Genomic DNA, 17,926 nt, shown 5'->3' with positions numbered 1-17,926 from the left:
AAACAATAGACTCTTCCATCCTTGGAGAGCACGATCATGGGCATGACTGCAGACGACTTTAAAAATTATAAATCCGGCGACAAGCTATTAATTTGTGTCAATGGCTCGAATGTCTCAGGCTACTTCAAATCGATTGAAAAAGGGAGAATCAAATATGAGGATATGAATTTCAGGGAACACTCAAATGATCTCTCGGAGCTTTCTGAAGTTCGACTTCCCGAGCTCGATTATCCCATCGCTCGACCTGATTTCTGAACTTCTGATAAAGCCTATCAAGAGCATACGAGCCTGGCCGCAAGACCAGGCTCAACTGCCTCAGAGCCCCTTGCACCTGGCCTCGTCCTTCAGGCTCCTGCCCGCTGTTCATATAGGCGTTGGTGGCGAGGAGGAAGCGATGACGCCGGGGCAGCTTGCATCGGGTCACCGCTCAAAACCCTGACCGCTGCCGAAAATACATTTTTGGAGCATGCCCAGCCAAACGGAATAAATCGCCCTCTGCAACAGCTAAAAAAATATAAAAACCGTGAGCTCAGACAATGCGCCTCACAATAAACAGCAAGAAGAATAACATCTCCCACCAATGGAGAAACCATCATGAGAATTTACACCGAAGATGACTTCAAGAACGTGCATCCTGACGACAAAAATTTATATCGACAGCAAAGATGGAGCGTTCAGAAATTTTTATTTTAGATCCGTTTCTGCCGGCATACTTAATTACAAAGATCTTAATTTTAAAGAGCACTCGATTGAAATCTCAGAAACAAGCGAGATATATCCAATACCATAAGTTTTTAACACCAGTAGTCAAGAGCATCCTCACAGACAGACCAGAGCACCGCAGCGCCGCCATCAACTCCTTTTCTATCCGCTTGCACGGGGGGCAGAAAGGTCGAACCCTGGGACAATTGGATCTGCAGTTCGCGGGCGATTTGTTGCCCCCCTGGCCACAGGGGGGTCGCGGTCCCCACTGATTTGGCTCCTTCAGAAATTAACCGGCGCATTGGCTATTCCCGGCTTCCCCTCGAAGTTATACGATGACCGATGAGAATGTAACGCTCGTCCTTCTCCGATACAACAAAAACAAGGAACCCCCATGAAGAAGACCACACTTGCCATCAGCTTCCTGTGCCTGTTCAGCGGCTACGCAGCGGCTGCCACGTCAGCGGCCGAGCAGGAAGTGGCCCGGGCCGTCGACCACCTGACCCAGGCCATGCTGCATAAAGACATCCCCCAACTCCAGGCCCTGGCCGCCGAGAACCTCACCTACGGGCACTCCAGCGGCAACATCCAGGATAAGAAAGCCTTCATCGCCGACATCGAAACGGGCAAGAGCGCATTCAAGACCCTGGAAATGCAGAACCAGAAGATCACCTTGTCCGGGGACACTGCGCTGGTGCGCAATCACTTCTCGGCACAGGCGCTCAAAGGCACTGAGGTGGTGCCAACGGAAATCGAAAACTTCCAGATCTGGCAGAAGCAGAAAGATGGCAAGTGGCTGTTGATCGGTCGTCAGGCGTTTCGGTTCTGATCGCTGGCTGAACGCAAAACTGATGTGATTCATTGTGGGGAGGGGGTTTTGTCAGGCTCCGGACCAGTGCTGCCGGTACTCCAACAGGAAGTCCACGAAGGCACGCACCCGTTGCGGCACATACCGGCCATGGGGATACAGCAAGGTAAACGGACGCGAGCGCCCCGCAAAAGGCGCAAGTACCTCCACCAATTGCCCATTGGCCAGCTCCTGCTCCACGATGAATTTGTAGGTCTGGAACAAGCCGGCGCCGTGTTTGGCCAGTGTCACGCCGCCGAGCACGTCGTCCGAACAGCAATACCCTCCTTCGCCGAACACCTCCTTTTCCTTGCCCTCGACATTGAACAACCAGGAAATCCGTCGCCCGCTGCTGGGCAATTCGAACTGGATGCACTCATGGTCGTCCAGGTCTTCAAGAACCTGCGGCGTGCCGGCCTTGCGCAGGTAATCCGGAGAGGCGACTACCACCAGTTTCGCGTTTTCCAGCAACCGGGCGATCATCGACGAGTCCGGCTGGGCTCGCACCCGGATGGCGAGGTCATACCCTTCGGCGACGAAATCGATGTTTCGATTGCTCAGGTGCAGGTCCACGCTGACCTGCGGGTACAACGCCCGAAAGGCCGGCAGCAAGGGCAGGATGCGGTGATGACCGTAGGTGGTGGGCAAGCTGATGCGCAGTTGCCCGGACGGCACCGATTGGGCGCCCATCATTTCCTGTTGTGCCTCGACCAGTTGCGTCAGCGCTTGCCGGCATTGTTCGAAATAGGTCTTGCCGGCTTCGGTCAGGCGGATGCTGCGGGTGGTGCGCACGAAAAGCCGCGAGCCCAGGCGCTCCTCCAGGCGAAAGATCGAGCGGCTCACCGCCGCCGGGGTAACGCCCGCCAACTGCGCCGCAGCCGTGAAACTGCCCGCCTCCGCCGCGAGGCAGAACAGTTCTATGCTGCCCAACTGCAGGTCTTCGAAATGACGCTTCATGATTCGTTACACCGCGTATCAACTGAAGTTTCCAAAGCACTGTTTATCAGCCCGTGGCGTATAAATACAGTGGCCTCGCAACACGCGGGCGTTGTCCTGCGTCCATTTCCCATCCGTTGGAGTGCAACATGCCTTTCGTCAATGTGCGAATTACCCGAGACGGCGTCACCCGTGAACAGAAAGCCCAGGTGATTGCCGAAATCACCGAAACCCTCCAGCGCGTGCTGGGCAAGGACCCTCACTTGACCCATATCGTGATCGAGGAAGTGGATACGGATAACTGGGGTTATGCGGGGATGACGACCACCGAGTATCGAAGTCTTCCCAAGGAATAAACGCTCTGCCCCTCCCGAGCCCGGTCCAACTGACCGGGCTTTTTTCTGCCTGGTGATTCCCCTTGTGGGAGCGGGCTTGCTCGCGAAGGCGGTGTGTCAGTCGACATTTGAGTCGGCTGATATACCGCCTTCGCGAGCAGCCCGCTCCCACAGGGGTTTATGGGGTGTTCGAGATTGATTACATGAAGTATCAACTCAAGTACCAGAAGCCTTATTTATCAAACCCTGAGGCATCAATACCCTGAGCTCAACCACCGCCATACAGGCGCATCGGTTCCATTCAATGTGATCAGGAGTCAATCATGAGCCTCAACAAAACCGTCATCATTACCGGCGCTTCCAGCGGGATCGGCCTGGGTTTGGTCAAGGCGTTCCTGGCCCGGGGGTATAACGTGGTGGGCAATGCCCGCTCTTCGTCCGGACTGGACGCTGCCGCCGCCCAGCTCGGCCACCCGGCCGGTTTCATGGCCGTGGCCGGTGACATCGCTGATCCGGCCACTTCAACCGCCCTCATTGCCCAAGCTGTCGAGGCGTTTGGCGCCGTTGACGGGCTGGTGAACAACGCCGGTTTCTTCCTGCCAAAACCCTTCGTCGAATACAGCCCCCAGGACCTGGACGCGCTGCTGGACACCAACCTCAAGGGCCTCGTCTACGCCAGCCAGGCCGCAGCGGCGCACATGATCGGGCGCCAGCGCGGCTTCATCATCAACATTTCAGCCGCCGTGGCGCTGCAACCGAACATCCAGGTGCCGGCGGCGCTGCCGGTGTTGATCAAGGGCGGCGTCAACCAGATGACCCGCGCCCTGGCCCTTGAACTGTCGCCCCACAACATCAAGGTCAACGCGGTCGCCCCCGGCATCATCGACACGCCCATGCACGACCCGGCGCACCGCGACTTCCTCGACAATCTGGCCCCGGCCGGTCGCGTGGGCACCATCGAGGAAATTGCCGAGGCCGTGTTGTACCTGGCGGGCGCTGATTTCACGACGGGCGCGATACTGCCGGTGGACGGTGGGATGAGCACCGGTAAGTGGTAGGAAAAAACTGTGGGAGCGAGCTTGCTCGCTCCCACCTGGACTGCGCGCGACTTCAAAGGGTGTAGGAAATCCCGGCCTGTACCGTCCGCGGTGCACCCGGGTAGGCATATACGCCACCGAATGCACCCTCTTCGTAGTCGGCGTCAAACAGGTTCTTCAGGTCCAGGTTGAGGCGGATTCGCTCGTTGACCTTGTAGTAGCCGAGCAAGTCCACGACGGTGTAGCTGTCCATGGTAAAGGTGCTGGCCGCAGTATTGCCGGCCCGCTCGTCAACGTACTTGGCACCTACGCCAAGGCCGAGTCCCTTGAGGCCACCGTCCTGGAACTCGTAGACGTTCAACAGGCTGAAGGAGTTCTTGGGCACGTTGAGCAGGCGAGTGCCGGACGGGATGCTGATGTCCTTGGTCACTTCGGCATCTACATAGGCATAGCCACCGATCACGCGCCATTGCGGCGTCAAATTGCCCGCCACGTTCAAGTCAAATCCGCGACTGCGCACTTCGCCAGCGGCCACGTTGAATGTTGCATCCTGCGGGTCGGGCGTGAGGACGTTGCGCTTTTCAATCTGGTAGATCGCCGCGTCGACGCTCAACTGACGCTCCAGCGCTTCCCACTTGATCCCCATTTCGTAGGACTTACCCTCTTCCGGTTTGAACCCTCCGCCCTGGAGTCTGGCACCGGTGTTGGGTTTGAACGAGCGTGCGGTATTGGCATAGACCGCCACGGTGTCGGTCAGGTCATAGATCATACCCAGGCGCGGGGTGACGGCGCTGTCGGTGACGTCCCAGTTCCGGCTACCAGGCGGGTTCTGGGGGACGAAACTCTCATACTGATGCTCGAATCGCTCAAACCTTGCCCCCGCCAACAACTTCAAACGCTCAGTCAGCGCCACCTGATCCTGGACGAACACGCCAAACGTCTTGAGGTTTTCCTGGTCATCGGTGGGCTTGCGCGTCAATGCCGGGCGTGGCTGGCCATGCACCGGGTCGAAGATATCGATCGGGTAGGCACCGACAGCGCCGGAGGAACGCTGGATGATGGATTGGTAGTCGTAGTCTTCATACTCGACGCCCGTCAACAATGTGTGCTCGAACCCGCCCGTGGAAAAATGCCCGGTGAGGTTGAGTTGGGTGTCCCGATCGGTCCACTCCAATTTGCGGTAGTTGAAGTTGCGCCCCAGGGTGCGGCCATCGGCGGCGATGCCGTTGCCTTCGACGGCATTGCCCTGCAAGGTGCCGTCGAGCCATTGGGTTCCGCCGGCCAGGGTCCAGTCGTCGTTGAGCATGTGCTCGAAACGCACCTGCAGCATGTTGTTATCGTTGTGCAGCTTGCCGGCATCTTTCTCGCCGAAGAACGTATCGCGCGAGGCGGTGCCGCGCTGGCCGGCGTAATGGGTCAGGCCACGGTCCAGCGGCGCATTGTTGCGCATGAAATCACCTTCGAAAATCAGGCGCGTGGTGTCGTTGACCTGCCAGGAGACCACCGGCGCGACGCCGTAGCGCTCGGTCTCGACGTGGTCGCGGAACGTATCGCCGCCCTCGCCGATCACGTTCAAGCGATAAGCCAAGCGCCCTTCTTCGTCCAATGGGCCGGACGCATCCAGCGTACCGCGACGCATCCCCTGATCGCTGACCTGGCTGCCCAGGGTCACCGTGCGCTCGGCCAACGGTTGCTTGGACACCACGTTGAAGGTACCGCCCGGATCGCCACGGCCATAGAGCATAGTGGCCGGGCCGCGCAGGACTTCCAGCCGCTCGATGGTGTTGGCGTCCGGCATGTTCGGGTAGCCACGGTTGATCGGGAAACCGTTGCGGTAGAACTCCCCGGTGGTGAAACCGCGCACAGTAAAGGTGGTCAGGCCCTGGCCGCCGAAGTTGTTGGCCCGGCCCACACCGCCGGCGTAATCAAGAGCATCTTGCAAGCGTGTGGCGCTCAGGTCTTCGACCACATCGCGGGACACGACGGAAATGGACTGCGGGGTTTCATGGATCGCCGTGTCGGTACGGGTGGCACTGGCCGAACGGGTGGCGTGATAGCCCTTCACTGGACCCTGGGCTGATTCATAGTCGGCGCTACCGACGATATCCGTGGCTTGCAGCTCAAGGGAGGCCGGCTTGGCTGGGACTGGCTGTTCGGCCCAGGTGGAAACGGAGTAAGCCTGGAGCACACACAGTGAAACGAGTATCCGACGCATCGATGCACAATCCTAATGGAAAAAAGCCTCCACATCGGGAAGCTGACAAGAATGTATCGCGAAAGATACAGCAACTCATTGTTGTTTGATATCTATTCCCATTAACGCCGGATATTTCGTGACTATTTAGTCAGCCATCGCGAGCTTGCTCGCGATGGCGCCAGAACAATCTCCCCATGCCCTACAGGCCCACCACAATCGACTCCTGCTCCACCCGCTGGAAGAACACCTGCGCACGATGGTCCTGGGTATAGGCCACATTCAACCGCAACCAGTCGCACGCCTCCCCTTGGGGCAGGAACGTCGAACCCAGGGACAATTGGATCTCCAACTCCCGGGCGATCTGCTGCACCCGTTGCGCCGCCAGGCACCGAGGCCTGGCCCAGACGAACATTCCCCCCATCGGCTCGGCAAACACTTCCCAGTTGGCCGGGTCCAGGTGGCGCAGCGTACTTGCCATCTGCTTGTTCAGGCGCTGGCGCAAGCGCTGGATCAGCTTGCGATAAGCGCCGTTGGCCAGCAACGTCGCTACCACGTTTTCCGCCAGCAGCGAACAACCGATGCCGGTAATCATCTTGACTTCGGCCAGGCGCCGGATGATGTCGGGCTGGGCGACCACATAACCGATGCGCAGGGAACTGGATAAGGTCTTGGAAAAACTCGCCAGGTAGATCACCCGGTCCAGGGCATCCAGGGAAGCCAGGCGGGATGTCGGGCCATTCTGGAAATCGGCGTAGATGTCGTCCTCGATGAGACAAAAGTCATGGGCCGTCGCCAGTTGCAGCAGACGATAGGCCACGCTCGGCGCCAGACTGGTGCCGGTGGGGTTCTGGTACATGCTGTTGATGAAGAAATACGAGGGTTTGTGCTCGCCGAGAAGCTGTTCCAGGCGGGCGATGTCCGGGCCTTGGGCAGTCCTCGGCACCGCCACGGTCTTGACCCCCTGCAGCCTCAGCAGATTGAACAGGTTGTAGTAGCCGGGGCTTTCCACCAGCACCAGGTCACCGGGCTTGAGCAGGGTTCGCACCAGCAGGTCGAGGCCCTGGCTGGCGCCTTGGGTGGTGATGATCTGTGCCGGGTCGACGTGAATGTCGATCAGGCCCAGGCGTTTTTGAAGCTGCAGGCGCAGATGAGGCGAACCCAACGGGGTGCTGTAGTTGAACAACGCGTGGTTGTCGCTGCGCACCACCTGGCGGATCGCCTGTCCCAGGTCGGTGTCGTCGCGCCAGGCGTCGGGCAGCCAGCCACAACCGAGTTTGAGCTGCGTCGACTCATTGTCGAACAATTGCCACGACACGTTATCCGTTTCAGGTATCGGCTCCACCGGCAGGACCACCTGTTGCGCGACAAAAAAGCCCGCACCATGCCGAGACTCCAGCACCCCGCTGGCAACCAGTTGGTCATAGGCCTTGATCACGCTCGACAGGCTCAGGCCATTTTCCCGGGCCAGTTGGCGAATGGACGGCATTCGCGCGCCGGGGCGAATGCCATGGGCGTTGATCCAGCCCGTGAGGTGCGTCACGAGCTGCCGGATCATGGGCTCGGCAGTGTTGCGATCAATCTTCAGGTCCACAGCGGGCACTCTTGGCCAAGTGTTCTCGATTTTCGAGAAAACAGTTAAACACAAATGACCGGCGTCTGTTCCTTGTTTGCGTTGTGCCCGGCGGTGATAGTCCCCGGGACTTCATGCGCACCCTTTAAGGAACACTCTTGAACCCACAGCATCGACATGCCTGGGGGCTGGCTTTCGGCCTCTGCCTGATCACCCTCGCGGTCAACCTGCAGGCGCCGCTGTACACCACCTACGCGCAATTGTCCGGCTCCGGGGCCGGGGCCACGGCGGTGGCGTTTTCCGGTTATGTGCTGGGGGTGTTGCCGGTCCTGCTGGCGTTCGGTGGACTGGCCGACCGGGTGGGCCGCAAGCCGTTGATCCTGGTCGCGCTCGGGCTGTCGATGTTGGCGACGCTGGTGACGTTGCTCTGGCCAAGCCTGGTGGCGCTGGGCGTGGCGCGCTTGATGATGGGGGTCGGCACGGGGCTGGCCTCGGCCACCTCGACCGCCTATATGACAGAGCTCATGGCAACCCGCGATACCCGCTCGCCGGCCAACTGGGTCACCGCCAGCACCTCACTGGGTTTTGGCCTGGGGGCGGCGTTGACCAGTCTGTTCCTGTTCGTCCATCACAGCGCCACGCCCGGCAGCTTCTGGCTGCAGCTGCTGTTGGCCGCCCTGGCGATTGTCGTGGTCTGGCGGCTACCGGACCCGGCGCTGAAAATCAAAGACGCGCCGCTGCTGCGCCTGCCTTTGTTTCCCGCCGGCAGCCTGCCCTACAGCTTTTCCATGCTGTTGGCCTGGGCGACTTCGGGCCTGGTCATCGCCATATTGCCGTCGGTGCTGGCAACCCACGACTTGCAGCGTTGGTCGGGCCTGTCGACCTTCACGGTCATCAGTTGCGGCTTGCTCTTCCAGCCTTGGGTGCGGCGCATGTCGCCGGCCAGGGCCACGGGGCTGGGGCTGTTGATCCTGCCTGCGAGCTACGCGTTGCTGGCCTGGGGCGCGAGCGCCGGCTCCCTGCTCGCCGTGTTGCTGGGAGCGCTGGGCGCCAGCAGCGCTTGCTACGGTTTCCTGTACCTGGGTGGGTTGTCGGCCGTCACGGCCATGGCCGGCGCGGAAAAGGCTCGGGTCAGTGCCGGTTTTTTCCTGTTCGCCTATGTCGGGTTCAGCATCCCGGTGGTGGTGACCGGGTTGCTGGCCGATCATTTCGGCGCGGACGTGGCGTTGATCGTGTTCGGCCTGGCGTTGTTGGCTGCGGTGTCTGTTACCGGATGGCGCATCGTCCGGACCGAGGCTTATGTGAGCCACCTGTCCCACGGCTGAACACAAACCCTTGTGGCGAGGGGATTTATCCCCGTTGGGCTGCGCAGCAGCCCTTAAATCCATCACCCGCTGTAGCAGGTGTTTATACATTGTTGGGGGCTGCTGCGCAGCCCAGCGGGGATAAATCCCCTCGCCACAAATTGGAGTCGACCTAACGGTTCAAAGCCCCAACGACCGCCTCGGCAAAGTCGTATACCATATCCCCACCTAAGCCGAACGACCCGCCGCCGTGACTTTATCCAAGTTCAACCTGCCTGACCTGGGCAACACCCCTTCCACCTCGGAAATCATCACCCGCCATCTGCGCGACGCCATCGTGGCTGGGCATTTTGCCGAGGACGAGCCGATTCGCCAGGATGACATCGCCCGCCAGTTCAATGTCAGCAAGATCCCCGTACGCGAGGCCCTCAAGCGCCTGGAGGCCGAAGGCCTGGTGATGTTCCTGCGCAATCGCGGGGCGATGGTGACGCGCATTTCCGAGGCAGAGCTGGCGCAGATGTTCGAGGTGCGCATGCTGCTGGAAGACAAAGTGCTGCGCCTGGCGATTCCCAACATGACCGAAGACACCTTCGCCCGCGCCGAGAGCATCTGCCGGGAGTTCGTCGGTGAAGACGACGTCGGGCGTTGGGCCGAACTGAACTGGCAACTGCACGCCTGTCTCTACGAACCGGCGCAACGGCCGTTCATGGTGAGCCTGATTCGCTCGGTCCACGACAAGCTGGAGCGTTATTTGCGCATGCAGATGAGCCTTTCGGCTGGTAAGGACCGTGCCGATCACGAGCACCGGGAAATCATCAAGGCCTGCCGCGCCGGTGATGTCGAGCGGGCCGTGGCGCTGCTGGACGAACACATTGCCGGGGTCTGCGAGACCTTGTTCAAGTTCCTGCCTTCCAGCCATTGATCGGCCAACGCTGTGCCGATTTCGTCATCGGCGACAGATAAAACCATCAAGCCTTCAGCCCTGGGCGCGGGCCACGCTTACCGTCACTCACCTGAACGGACGTGGCCCTCCCATGAAACGCATCACCGTGATCGATTCCCATACCGGCGGCGAACCGACCCGACTGGTCACCGACGGTTTTCCTGACCTGGGCCAGGGCAGCATGGCCGAGCGCAAGCAACGCCTGGCCAGCGAGCATGACGCCTGGCGCACCGCCTGCGTGCTGGAACCCCGGGGCAGCGATGTGCTGGTGGGAGCGCTGCTCTGCGAGCCGGTGGACCCAAGCGCCTGTGCCGGCGTGATCTTTTTCAACAACAGCGGCTACCTGGGCATGTGCGGCCACGGCACCATCGGCCTGGTGGCGTCACTGGCCCACTTGGGCAGGATCGGCCCTGGCGTGCACAGCATCGAAACCCCGGTGGGCACGGTACAGGCAACCTTGCACGAAGACCGCTCGGTCAGCGTGCGCAACGTGCCGGCCTATCGTTACCGCAAGGCACTGGCCCTGGAAGTGCCCGGCATCGGCCAGGTGGTGGGCGATGTGGCCTGGGGCGGCAACTGGTTTTTCCTGATCGCCGAACATGGCCAGCGCGTGGCCGGCGATAACCTCGACGCATTGACCGCCTACACCTACGCCGTACAGCAAGCCTTGGAGCAACAGGGTTTTCGCGGCGAGGACGGCGGCCTGATCGACCATATCGAACTGTTTGCCGATGACCCGCAAGCCGACAGCCGCAACTTCGTGCTCTGCCCGGGCAAGGCCTATGACCGCTCCCCTTGCGGCACCGGCACCAGCGCCAAGCTGGCGTGCCTGGCGGCCGATGGAAAACTGCAACCTGGGCAGATCTGGCGCCAGGCCAGTGTCATTGGCAGCGAGTTCGAAGGCTCCTATGAACACTCGGGCGAGCGCATCGTGCCAACCATTCGCGGTCGCGCCTACATCAGTGCCGAAACCACCCTGATCATCGAAGCGGACGACCCGTTCGCCTGGGGCATTCGTCCGTGAGCGAGGGTCATGTCGCCGACGTGATCGTCATCGGCGCGGGCATCATTGGCGCAGCCTGTGCCCAGGCATTGGCCCGGCGCAACGTCAACGTGTTGGTGCTGGACGCCGGTTGGCACGGCGCCACGGCGGCCGGCATGGGGCATCTGCTGGTGCTGGATGACAACCCGGCGGAACTGGCCCTCAGTCAATATTCCCTGCAACGCTGGCGCGAACTGGCCCCGGCCCTGCCCGAGGGTTGTGCCTGGCGCAACAACGGCACCTTGTGGCTGGCGGCCAATGCCGAAGAAATGGCGGTGGCCCAGAGCAAATACCTGAACCTGCTGGCCCATGGCGAAGCCTGTGAATTGATCGGCCAAGCCGCTCTGCATCAACGTGAACCCGAGCTACGCCCTGGGCTGGAAGGCGGGCTGCTGATCAAGGGCGACGGCATCCTCTACGCTCCGGCAGCCGCCCGCTGGATGCTCGACGCGCCCAACATTCGCCAGCAGCGGGCACAGGTCAGCGAAGTCGACGGTCACCGCGTGCGCCTCGGCGAGGGTCGCTGGCTGAGCGCCGACGCGGTGGTCCTCGCCAATGGCATCCAAGCCACCGAGTTATGCCCGGAACTGCCGATCGAGCCGAAGAAGGGCCACCTGCTGATCACCGACCGCTACCCCGCTACCGTCACCCACACCCTGGTGGAACTGGGCTACGTCACCAGCGCCCATAACGCCAGCGGGCCCTCGGTGGCGTGCAATATCCAACCACGCCCGACCGGACAATTGTTCATCGGCGCCTCACGGCAGTTCGGCAGCGTCGATCCGCAGGTGGAAGGCTGGATGTTGGCGAAGATGCTCAAGCGCGCCGTCGAATACATGCCCGGGTTGGCGCATCTTAACGGCATCAGGGCCTGGACCGGTTTCCGCGCGGCGAGCCCCGACGGCTTGCCGCTGGTGGGTCAACATCCACAGCGCAAGGGGCTGTGGCTGGCGGTCGGTCACGAAGGCCTGGGCGTCACCACGGCACCGGCGACGGCCGACTTGCTGGTGGCCCAGCTGTTCGACGAAACCTCGCCGCTGGCGCCTCAAGCTTACCTGCCGCAGCGTTTCCTTGGAGAGCCGGCCCATGCCTGATCTATTCCTCGACGGCCACCCCTTGTCAGTGGCCAACGGCACCAGCGTCGCGGCGGCATTGGCGCTGGGCGCGGACGGTTGCAGCCGCACCTCGGTCAGCGGCCAGCGACGGGCGCCCTTGTGCGGCATGGGCATCTGCCAGGAGTGCCGGGTGTTGATCGATGGTCGCCGCCGCCTGGCCTGCCAGACGGTCTGCCTCGATGGCATGCATGTGCAGACCCGACCATGAACGAAACCACCGACCTGCTGATCATCGGCGCCGGCCCCGCGGGCATGGCCGCTGCCCTCGCCGCGGCCAGCAGCGGTGCACGCATCGTGCTGCTGGATGACAACCCGCTGCCCGGCGGGCAGATCTGGCGCGACGGCCCCCAGGCCAACCTGTCCGCCGCCGCCCGACGCCTGCGCGATCAACTGCACACCTGCGCCAACGTACGCTGCCATGCCGGTACTCGCGTGATCGCCTGCGCGGCGGATAAAACCTTGCTGGTGGAAGATGCCGAGCGTGGCTGGCAGATCAGCTACGAGCGCTTGATCCTGTGCACGGGTGCCCGCGAGCTGCTGCTGCCGTTTCCCGGCTGGACACTGCCCGGCGTGACCGGCGCCGGCGGGTTGCAGGCGTTGATCAAGGGCGGCTTGCCAGTGCGCGGCGAACGGTTGGTCATCGCCGGTAGCGGCCCCTTGCTGCTGGCCAGCGCCGCCACGGCAAAACATCAGGGCGCACAGGTGGTACGCATCGCCGAGCAGGCCCGGCGCGGCGCCGTCGCCGGTTTCGCCGCGCAATTGCCCCGCTGGCCGGGGAAGTTTTTCCAATCGTTCAGCCTGTTCGACCGGCACTACCGCACCGACACCCATGTGGTGGAAGCCCTCGGCCGGGAACGGCTGGAGGGCGTGCGCCTGCACCAGCAAGGCAAGACGATTGAATTGGCCTGCGATCGGCTCGCCTGCGGTTTCGGGCTCATTCCCAATACCCAGTTGGGCCAGGCCTTGGGCTGCGCGGTCGCAGACCAGGCGCTGGCGGTGGACGCGTGGCAAGCGACCTCTCGCCGCGAACATTACGCCGCCGGTGAGTGCACCGGTTTCGGCGGCAGCGAACTGGCGCTGGTGGAAGGCGCCATCGCCGGCCACGCCGCCGTCGGCAACAGCGGCGCCGCCCAACAGCTGTGGCCCCGTCGCGCACGTTGGCAGGATTTCGCCCGGGCCCTGAACACGGCCTTCGCCCTCGATCCACGCCTCAAGACCCTGGCCACGGCGGACACCCTGGTCTGCCGCTGCGAGGACGTACCGTATGGCGAACTGGCCGGTCATGACAACTGGCGCGAAGCGAAACTGGCCAGCCGCTGCGGCATGGGCGCCTGCCAGGGCCGGGTGTGCGGCGCCGCCCTGGAACACCTGCTAGGCTGGACTCCACCCCTGCCGCGCCCGCCCTTCAGCCCGGCGCGGATCGAGACCTTGCTGAACCTGGCAGAAACCCCGCCCACCTGAACCGGACTGATATTCTATTGTGGGAGCGGGCTTGCTCGCGAAAGCGGTGGCTCAGCTTGCAACGATTTTGAATGTACCGACGCCTTCGCGAGCAAGCCCCCTCCCACAGTAGACCGAGTCGGTTCCAGACCTTCCTGCCTCAATGGTTTTGGCTCTATGATCTCTGCGTCCTCTCAGAATCCAGACCATGTACCCCTCGCTCACCTCCCTAGCCCCTTGCGACCTCGACACCCTGCTAGGCAGCCTGCAACCCATCGCCCCGCTGCTGGACACCCTCACGGACGTGGTGTTTTTCATCAAGGACCCGCAGGCCCGCTACGCCTTCGTCAACCAGACCCTGGCCCGGCGCTGCGGTTTCAAACACCGCAGCGACCTGCTCGGCCTCACCGCCGACCAGGTGTTCCCCGAACGCTTCGGCCCGCTGTACACCGAACAGGATCGCCGGGTGCTGGCCAGCGGGCGGGAGTTGGCCGACCAGCTCGAACTGCATTTGTATTACGGCAACCAGCCCGTATGGTGCCTGACCCACAAGCTCGCCCTGCACGATCCGGAGGGCCGGATCGTCGGCCTGGCCGGCATTTCCCGCGACCTGCAACTGCCGCAATCGAGCCACCCGGCGTTTCACAAACTGGCGGCGGTGGACGCCCATATCAAGCAGCACTTCGCCCGCCCCATCAGCCTTGCCGAGCTGACCACCATCGCCGAATTGTCGGTGGCGCAACTGGAACGGCACTGCAAGCGCATCTTCCAACTCACGCCGCGACAGATGATTCACAAGGCCAGGCTGGAGGAAGCCTCGCGGCTGTTGCTCGACCAGGACCTGCCGATCACCGAGATCGCCCTGCGCTGCGGTTACACCGATCACAGCGCCTTCAGTCGCCAGTTCCGCGCCCTGACCAGCCTGTCGCCCAGCCAATATCGCGAGAATCAGCGCTGATCCATGTTCCCTGATGGGGCGTCGGATCCCGTGGCTGCTCCCATCTGTAACACCACAGGCCAACGTAGCACCCTGCCCCTGTATGCCACCGCCCGCCGGAAAAGCCTCTAGGTCAGTCCTCCCACACAATCACTGCGACTCAACTCGAAACAGGCATGCCGATTGCTTATTTAATATCGTATACGAAATCCTCAATACGATATTTCACCGCATTTATTCGACAGCGAGGCATTTATGAAAAACCCTGCATTGGCCGTAGCCCTCAGCGTTGTCCTCACCCCGCTTTTCATCGCCCCGGCCCACGCCGACAAACTCGACGACATCATCGGTTCCGGCAAACTGCGCTGCGCCGTGACCCTGGATTTCCCACCCATGGGCTTTCGCGACGAAAGCAACAAACCGGCAGGATTCGACGTGGACTATTGCCAGGACCTGGCGAAGGTCCTCGGCGTAGACGCCGAAGTGGTGGAAACGCCGTTCTCCGACCGAATCCCCGCGCTGCTGTCCGGGCGCGCCGACGTCATCGTCGCTTCCACGTCGGACACCTTGGAGCGAGCCAAGACCGTCGGCCTGACCGTGCCCTACTTCGCCTTCCAGATGGTGGTGCTGACCCGCGACAACACCGGCATCAACAGCTACGCCGACCTCAAGGGCAAAGCCTTGGGCAACACCAGTAGCACCTACGAAGCCATCGCCCTGGAGAAGGACCAGAAGAGCTGGGGCAGCGGCAGCTTCCGCGCCTACCAGTCGCAGAACGACACCCTGCTGGCCGTCGCCCAGGGGCACATCGATGCCACCGTGGTGACCAACACCGTGGCCGCCGCGACCATCAAGTCGGGCAAGTACAAGGGCCTGAAGATCGCCGGTGACGCGCCCTACGTCATCGACTACGTGTCCCTCGGGGCCAAGCGCAGCGAGTACGGCCTGCTCAACTACCTCAACCTGTTCGTCAACCAGCAGGTGCGCACCGGCCGCTACAAGGAGTTGTTCGTCAAATGGGTCGGCACCGACATCCCGCCGGCCAACCTGACCGTTCCCCAGGTCTACTACTGAGGATCGGCGCATGCCAAGCACGCCTGTCCGTGTGAAAGGCCGCAGCCTGGTGGAGGGTGCCGCCCAGGGCGCCCTGCTGTTCGCCGAGGTGGGGCTGAGTTTCTGGGGCGGCGTCGATCCAGCCAGTGGCGAGGTCATCGACCGGCACCATCCCTTGAGTGGCCAGCACCTGGCCGGGCGCGTATTGGCGATTCCCAGCGGACGCGGCTCCTGTACCGGCAGCAGCGTCTTGATGGAACTGATCAGCAACGGCCACGCCCCCGCAGCCCTGGTGCTGGCCGAAGCCGATGAAATCCTGACCCTGGGCGTGCTGGTGGCGCAGGTGATTTTCCAGCGTTCGCTGCCGGTGTTGTGCGTAGGACACGAGGCCTTCAATGGGCTGCGCGGCCAGGGTTTTGTCCGTCTGGAAGGCGATGTCCTGACATTGTCTGGCCGCCCCCTGGACGACGGCTGGCAGGGTTCGTACGCGGCGTCCCAGCCGCCCACGTTCTCAACCCTGGAACTGACCGAACAAGACCGGGCATTGCTCGACGGCAGCCATGGCAAAGCTGCCCAAGTGGCGATGCACATTGTGCTGCGCATGGCCGAGATCCAGGGCGCCACGCAATTGCTGGACGTGACCCAGGCCCACATCGACGGCTGCATCTACACCGGTCCCGCCAGCCTGCGCTTTGCCGAGCAACTGGTGCAATGGGGCGCGAAAGTTCGCGTGCCCACCACCCTCAATTCCATCTCCGTGGACCAGCGTCGCTGGCGCGAGCTGGGTGTCGACCCGGCGCTGGGCGAGCCGGCCAGTGCCTTGGGCGATGCCTACATGGCGATGGGCGCCCAGCTGAGTTTCACCTGCGCCCCCTATCTGCTGGACACCGCGCCAAAGGCTGGCGAGCAAATCGTCTGGGCCGAATCCAACGCGGTGGTCTATGCCAACAGCGTGTTGGGCGCGCGCACGCAAAAGTACCCGGACTTCCTCGACATCTGCATCGCCCTCTGCGGGCGGGCACCGTTGACCGGCTGCCATCTCGACGATCCGCGCAGGGCCCGGCTGATCGTCGACGTGCCGGCGCTGGGCAAAGTCGATGACAGTTTCTATCCGCTGCTGGGCTACCACATCGGGAGTCTGGCCGGCCGGCGTATTCCGCTGATACGCGGCCTGGAACGCGCCGCACCGAGCCTGGACGACCTCAAGGCCTTCGGCGCCGCGTTCGCCACCACCAGCGCCGCACCGCTGTTCCACATCGCCGGGGTGACACCGGAAGCCCTCGACCCGGCCGATGTCCTGGAGCGTGACGTCGCGTTACCACACGAAAGCGTCGATGCCGCGGGCCTGCTTGCCAGTTGGCGCGAACTCAACAGCGCCCGCGATAACTGGGTGGACGTGGTGTCCCTGGGCAATCCGCATTTCTCCCTCAGTGAATTCGCCGCCCTCGCGACCTTGTGCGCGGGCCGGGTCAAGCATCCCTATGTGGTGCTGGCAATCACCTGCGGCCGGGCGGTGCTGGAGCATGCCCGCAAAGCCGGGTATCTGACCGCCATCGAGGCCTTCGGCGCGGTGCTGGTGACCGACACCTGTTGGTGCATGTTGGGTGAGCCGGTGATTCCGCCCCACGCCACCACCCTGATGACCAACTCCGGTAAGTACGCCCACTACGCACCCGGCCTGGTCGGTCGCGGGGTGCACTTTGCCGCCCTCGCCGATTGCGTCGAGGCCGCGTGCACCGCCGCGACTCGCGGCCAGCCGCCGACGTGGCTACAACCGAACCGCACTGGGAGCCCGACCCATGTTTGACTACAGCTTCCAATGGCGCCCAGCCTTGCGCGCCCTGCCCGACATGCTCGCCGGGGCCTGGGTGACCTTCGAGACCGCTGCGCTGTCGATGATTTTCGGCGTGCTGATCGCCCTGGTGCTGACGGTGATGCGCCAGGCCCCGAATCGCTTGCTGCGAGGCGTGGGCAATGGCTGGGTATCCATCGCCCGCAACACGCCCTCGCTGTTCCAGATCTACATCCTCTACTTCGGCCTCGGCTCCCTCGGGCTGCACGTCAGTTCCTGGCTGGCCTTGCTGGCCGGGATCACCTTCAACAACGCCGGCTACCTGGCGGAAAACTTTCGCGGCGGCCTCAAGGCCGTGCCCGGTACGCAAATGCGCGCCGCCCGTTCGTTGGGGATGAGTGCCTTCCAGGCGTACCGGATGATCATCGTCCCGCAACTGTTGCGCATCGTCTTCTACCCGTTGACCAACCAGATGGTCTGGGCGGTGCTGATGACATCCCTGGGGGTGGTGGTCGGCCTGAACAACGACCTCACCGGTGTCACCCAGGAATACAACGTCAAGACCTTCCGCACCTTCGAATACTTCGCCCTCGCGGCGGTGCTGTATTACCTGATCGCCAAGCTGATCGTCGGGTTGGCCCGGCTGTTGTCCTGGCGCTTGTTTCGTTACTGAGGA

At 62.4% G+C, this 17,926-nt stretch carries 17 protein-coding genes; 14 read left to right on the top strand and 3 right to left on the bottom strand.

Annotation, left to right across the window (positions count from 1 at the left end):
* The first annotated feature begins 42 nt into the window (after window positions 1-42).
* Entirely contained in the window at window positions 43-255 is a 213-nt protein-coding gene (locus tag BLP82_RS30805; RefSeq protein WP_139197917.1) for a hypothetical protein, read from the top strand.
* 841 nt (window positions 256-1,096) lie between these two features.
* On the top strand, window positions 1,097-1,531 hold the full coding sequence (locus BLP82_RS22200; RefSeq protein WP_092173000.1) for a nuclear transport factor 2 family protein: 435 nt from the start codon (window positions 1,097-1,099) through the stop codon (window positions 1,529-1,531).
* Window positions 1,532-1,582: 51 nt separating this feature from the next.
* On the opposite strand, the gene BLP82_RS22195 is transcribed toward BLP82_RS22200, so the two are convergent.
* Window positions 1,583-2,506, bottom strand: coding sequence for a LysR family transcriptional regulator (locus tag BLP82_RS22195; protein ID WP_092172997.1), 924 nt, complete (start codon window positions 2,504-2,506; stop codon window positions 1,583-1,585).
* Window positions 2,507-2,634: 128 nt separating this feature from the next.
* Here BLP82_RS22195 and BLP82_RS22190 point away from each other — a divergent pair, with 128 nt between their 5' ends.
* Window positions 2,635-2,841 (top strand): tautomerase family protein, encoded by a 207-nt coding sequence (locus BLP82_RS22190; RefSeq protein WP_092172994.1) that lies wholly within the window; start codon window positions 2,635-2,637, stop codon window positions 2,839-2,841.
* A 302-nt stretch (window positions 2,842-3,143) separates the two neighbouring features.
* The gene (locus tag BLP82_RS22185; RefSeq protein ID WP_092172991.1) at window positions 3,144-3,878 is read left to right on the top strand and encodes an SDR family NAD(P)-dependent oxidoreductase; all 735 of its coding nucleotides are present in this window, start codon (window positions 3,144-3,146) and stop codon (window positions 3,876-3,878) included.
* Window positions 3,879-3,930: 52 nt separating this feature from the next.
* Here BLP82_RS22185 and BLP82_RS22180 read toward each other — a convergent pair whose 3' ends face one another.
* Window positions 3,931-6,072 carry a TonB-dependent siderophore receptor gene (locus tag BLP82_RS22180; protein ID WP_092172987.1) on the bottom strand — a complete coding sequence of 714 codons (2,142 nt, stop codon included), beginning with the start codon at window positions 6,070-6,072 and terminating at the stop codon, window positions 3,931-3,933.
* Window positions 6,073-6,253: 181 nt separating this feature from the next.
* A complete protein-coding gene (locus BLP82_RS22175) occupies window positions 6,254-7,645 on the bottom strand; it encodes an aminotransferase-like domain-containing protein (protein ID WP_092172984.1) in 1,392 nt (463 codons plus the stop codon).
* Window positions 7,646-7,782: 137 nt separating this feature from the next.
* On the opposite strand from BLP82_RS22175, the gene BLP82_RS22170 reads away from it, so the two are divergent.
* The 10 genes from BLP82_RS22170 (at window position 7,783) to BLP82_RS22125 (ending at window position 17,923) form a co-directional block, all read left to right on the top strand.
* Entirely contained in the window at window positions 7,783-8,949 is a 1,167-nt protein-coding gene (locus BLP82_RS22170) for an MFS transporter (RefSeq protein WP_092172981.1), read from the top strand.
* A gap of 229 nt (window positions 8,950-9,178) precedes the next feature.
* Complete coding sequence (locus BLP82_RS22165; RefSeq protein ID WP_092172978.1) at window positions 9,179-9,850, top strand: GntR family transcriptional regulator; 672 nt, start codon at window positions 9,179-9,181, stop codon at window positions 9,848-9,850.
* 112 nt (window positions 9,851-9,962) lie between these two features.
* Window positions 9,963-10,895, top strand: a complete 933-nt coding sequence (locus BLP82_RS22160) for a 4-hydroxyproline epimerase (protein ID WP_092172975.1) — start codon at window positions 9,963-9,965, stop codon at window positions 10,893-10,895.
* Window positions 10,892-12,007, top strand: coding sequence for an NAD(P)/FAD-dependent oxidoreductase (locus BLP82_RS22155; RefSeq protein ID WP_092172972.1), 1,116 nt, complete (start codon window positions 10,892-10,894; stop codon window positions 12,005-12,007). Before BLP82_RS22160 ends, BLP82_RS22155 begins: the two co-directional genes overlap by 4 nt.
* Window positions 12,000-12,236 (top strand): 2Fe-2S iron-sulfur cluster-binding protein, encoded by a 237-nt coding sequence (locus BLP82_RS22150; RefSeq protein WP_092172969.1) that lies wholly within the window; start codon window positions 12,000-12,002, stop codon window positions 12,234-12,236. The genes BLP82_RS22155 and BLP82_RS22150 overlap by 8 nt, the downstream gene beginning before the upstream one ends.
* Window positions 12,233-13,489 (top strand): NAD(P)/FAD-dependent oxidoreductase, encoded by a 1,257-nt coding sequence (locus BLP82_RS22145; protein ID WP_092172966.1) that lies wholly within the window; start codon window positions 12,233-12,235, stop codon window positions 13,487-13,489. Before BLP82_RS22150 ends, BLP82_RS22145 begins: the two co-directional genes overlap by 4 nt.
* Before the next feature lie 187 nt (window positions 13,490-13,676).
* Window positions 13,677-14,426, top strand: a complete 750-nt coding sequence (locus tag BLP82_RS22140) for an AraC family transcriptional regulator (RefSeq protein ID WP_092172963.1) — start codon at window positions 13,677-13,679, stop codon at window positions 14,424-14,426.
* 234 nt (window positions 14,427-14,660) lie between these two features.
* Window positions 14,661-15,479, top strand: a complete 819-nt coding sequence (locus BLP82_RS22135; RefSeq protein ID WP_072404405.1) for an ABC transporter substrate-binding protein — start codon at window positions 14,661-14,663, stop codon at window positions 15,477-15,479.
* 10 nt (window positions 15,480-15,489) lie between these two features.
* On the top strand, window positions 15,490-17,265 hold the full coding sequence (locus BLP82_RS22130; RefSeq protein ID WP_092172960.1) for a cis-3-hydroxy-L-proline dehydratase: 1,776 nt from the start codon (window positions 15,490-15,492) through the stop codon (window positions 17,263-17,265).
* Complete coding sequence (locus tag BLP82_RS22125; RefSeq protein ID WP_060742046.1) at window positions 17,258-17,923, top strand: amino acid ABC transporter permease; 666 nt, start codon at window positions 17,258-17,260, stop codon at window positions 17,921-17,923. Before BLP82_RS22130 ends, BLP82_RS22125 begins: the two co-directional genes overlap by 8 nt.
* Window positions 17,924-17,926: the final 3 nt, after the last annotated feature.

The organism is Pseudomonas sp. NFACC37-1, from assembly GCF_900101575.1.
Lineage (GTDB): Bacteria > Pseudomonadota > Gammaproteobacteria > Pseudomonadales > Pseudomonadaceae > Aquipseudomonas > Aquipseudomonas fluorescens_AA.
This window is presented reverse-complemented; position numbering and strand designations above follow the sequence as displayed.

Bases quoted from the DNA above. Each gene is read 5' to 3' on its own strand.
- BLP82_RS30805 (WP_139197917.1), top strand. From the start codon at position 43: ATGACTGCAGACGACTTTAAAAATTATAAATCCGGCGACAAGCTATTA.
- BLP82_RS22200 (WP_092173000.1), top strand. From the start codon at position 1,097: ATGAAGAAGACCACACTTGCCATCAGCTTCCTGTGCCTGTTCAGCGGC.
- BLP82_RS22195 (WP_092172997.1), bottom strand. From the start codon at position 2,506: ATGAAGCGTCATTTCGAAGACCTGCAGTTGGGCAGCATAGAACTGTTC.
- BLP82_RS22190 (WP_092172994.1), top strand. From the start codon at position 2,635: ATGCCTTTCGTCAATGTGCGAATTACCCGAGACGGCGTCACCCGTGAA.
- BLP82_RS22185 (WP_092172991.1), top strand. From the start codon at position 3,144: ATGAGCCTCAACAAAACCGTCATCATTACCGGCGCTTCCAGCGGGATC.
- BLP82_RS22180 (WP_092172987.1), bottom strand. From the start codon at position 6,072: ATGCGTCGGATACTCGTTTCACTGTGTGTGCTCCAGGCTTACTCCGTT.
- BLP82_RS22160 (WP_092172975.1), top strand. From the start codon at position 9,963: ATGAAACGCATCACCGTGATCGATTCCCATACCGGCGGCGAACCGACC.
- BLP82_RS22150 (WP_092172969.1), top strand. From the start codon at position 12,000: ATGCCTGATCTATTCCTCGACGGCCACCCCTTGTCAGTGGCCAACGGC.
- BLP82_RS22145 (WP_092172966.1), top strand. From the start codon at position 12,233: ATGAACGAAACCACCGACCTGCTGATCATCGGCGCCGGCCCCGCGGGC.
- BLP82_RS22140 (WP_092172963.1), top strand. From the start codon at position 13,677: ATGTACCCCTCGCTCACCTCCCTAGCCCCTTGCGACCTCGACACCCTG.
- BLP82_RS22135 (WP_072404405.1), top strand. From the start codon at position 14,661: ATGAAAAACCCTGCATTGGCCGTAGCCCTCAGCGTTGTCCTCACCCCG.
- BLP82_RS22130 (WP_092172960.1), top strand. From the start codon at position 15,490: ATGCCAAGCACGCCTGTCCGTGTGAAAGGCCGCAGCCTGGTGGAGGGT.
- BLP82_RS22125 (WP_060742046.1), top strand. From the start codon at position 17,258: ATGTTTGACTACAGCTTCCAATGGCGCCCAGCCTTGCGCGCCCTGCCC.